The organism is Fibrobacter sp. UWB3, assembly GCF_002210405.1.
In the GTDB taxonomy this organism is placed as follows: Bacteria; Fibrobacterota; Fibrobacteria; order Fibrobacterales; family Fibrobacteraceae; genus Fibrobacter.
In genome coordinates this window covers 1-2,095 of record NZ_MWQJ01000019.1, presented here as the reverse complement: position 1 = coordinate 2,095, position 2,095 = coordinate 1, and the positions used below count along the sequence as shown (strand labels likewise).

The following is a 2,095-nucleotide window of genomic DNA, read 5'->3' as shown; positions in this document are numbered from 1 at the left end:
GAATTTTCAGGAATAAAAACAAGGGGTCAGCGTAAAAAAAATCAACTTTTTTTCATTTTTTTGAAAAATGTTCGAACCATCCGTAAAAGCTACATGATGTTAACACAATATTAACATTTAAAATTAGTCATCAAAACCGATTAGACTATTTCTTAATACACCTACGCAATTTCGAATAGTAAAAATTACATACAATACTTTTTTATAACCGGTATACGCGCCAACACCTATATAACAGCAAAGCTTAAAATAAAAGTCACTATTGAACGAAGCGGTATTGCAATGACTGGATTGATAGCAGTTACCGTAAAGCCGATCCTTGAAAAGACAATATTAAAGAATATCATGTACCAAATACATTCCAAATGAATATTTTGAAAACAAAATAATTATCCTTTTTGTACGTTCTGAAAAGTCTTTATTTATAAAGTAATCTTTGATAAAAACATAAATCGCTACAGCCTGAATCGCAACATTAGGCCTAAAATTACCATAAAGTGATTCATTTGCTTTTCCCATTTTGCAACTAACAAGGAACGTCCCGATTATTTGAAAAACAAGAGATAATCCAGTCAATACATAAATCCATTTTTTTACACGGTGCGATAAATCATACCTAAACAAGTAATACCCTAAAATAAAATATCCGGCAAAACCCATCAATTCTTTTATACTAAAAGAAATCTTCAGTCGATCATCAACTAGTATCAAGACACCTTGAAGTAACGGCAACAAGGAGCCAAATAAAAAATACAAGATGAAGAGATAGTGGTATTGTTTTTTTGTCGCATACGTTGTAAAAACACGAATCAAAGGAACAAGTATATAGAGTCCAATAATCATGTATAAGAACCACAAATGATACCATGCATGTCCAAACACAAAAGTCGAACACTGTTTTAGTATTCCAACTGTTAGTTCCTTATCGCAGACTTTGTCTAAAAAAAATCATTTTCGAAATGGACAAAGACCGATAAAATAACCCCCAAGTGATTAAGGCCATAACGATTCTAAAGATATTCTTGCGATATAGTTTTGACAAAGTTATCTCTTTTTGAGGATTCAAGAAAAACATTCCACTTACCATAACAAAAACCGGAACGGCCCACCGAACCATGCATTCATAAAAATTCACGACTTGCCATGTAAATGATTGAACAGGATTTGTATAAAAACCAGAAGCGCTTACATGAATCATCATAACTGCAAAAACAGCTAAGAATCTTTCAAGAAAGAAATTCACTCTCTTACACCAAGTAGCATACCAATAAAAAAGGCGTGAGTCATTAGCGCCTATATGCTGGACGGGTCACCACAACCCTGCAATACACAAGCTCAAAACGACCCACGCCCGATTGGGCGTGAGCGTTCGTCTTATTCTGTATCGCTTTTAGAAGTGGTGATTTTCCAGCATCGAATAAGAGACGAATCTCAAATGTTTTGCTCTATTTATAACCTTTGGGTCATTAGATAAAACAAAACTATGTCAGCATGAAATACAGCAATTACAAAAAACACTTAAATAAAAAAAGAGCCCGTTTCCAACAATAACGGACTCTCTTTATATCAACCAGTTAAAGAACATAGCTCAGCAACCGATTATAAATAGTGTAACGCTAGATACCAGCAGGAGAATGCCCCAGGCAGTCTCCACGATGGGTCCAACCTTTTTGATTTCTTTTTCGTTGTCCTTCATTGTCTTATCCTCACGACCCCGAGGCTCGCACCATCGCTCGCCAACATTTTTAAACTACAAATAGTTAGAGGCTCAAGTAATTACTTTTTGGCTATTTTTATGGACTTTTTATCAATGTGCCAGGTTGGAATATTCAAGGTGCAAATATTGCAGGTCCGCATAACGGTGCGGTTTCCAGCGCGATCGGTGTGCGGACAAAGAAACACAAACAACATAGAAAACTGATCAGATAAGTCAGTAACGAGATGTGTAAGCCGATGCCGTCCCGTAACAAGTCCGGTATGACAGCGCACCACGGGATTCGCGGGAGCTCCTGCGCGATTCGTGGAAGCGGCGGGCGGGATAAAAAAGAAAAAGCCCCGCCCGACGTGTTGCGTCAGGCGGGGCGTGAATCCAGCG

3 protein-coding genes are annotated in these 2,095 nt (G+C 37.4%); all 3 read right to left on the bottom strand.

Annotated elements, in window-relative coordinates; all coding sequences use genetic code 11:
- Positions 1 to 333: 333 nt before the first annotated feature.
- Entirely contained in the window at positions 334 to 882 is a 549-nt protein-coding gene (locus B7991_RS14585) for an acyltransferase (protein WP_176421841.1), read from the bottom strand.
- A 40-nt stretch (positions 883 to 922) separates the two neighbouring features.
- Positions 923 to 1,243, bottom strand: a complete 321-nt coding sequence (locus tag B7991_RS15255; RefSeq protein WP_088631485.1) for an acyltransferase family protein — start codon at positions 1,241 to 1,243, stop codon at positions 923 to 925.
- Positions 1,244 to 1,776: 533 nt separating this feature from the next.
- Positions 1,777 to 2,095: hypothetical protein (locus tag B7991_RS15025; RefSeq protein WP_217898072.1), on the bottom strand; the 319-nt coding region annotated here is incomplete at its 5' end.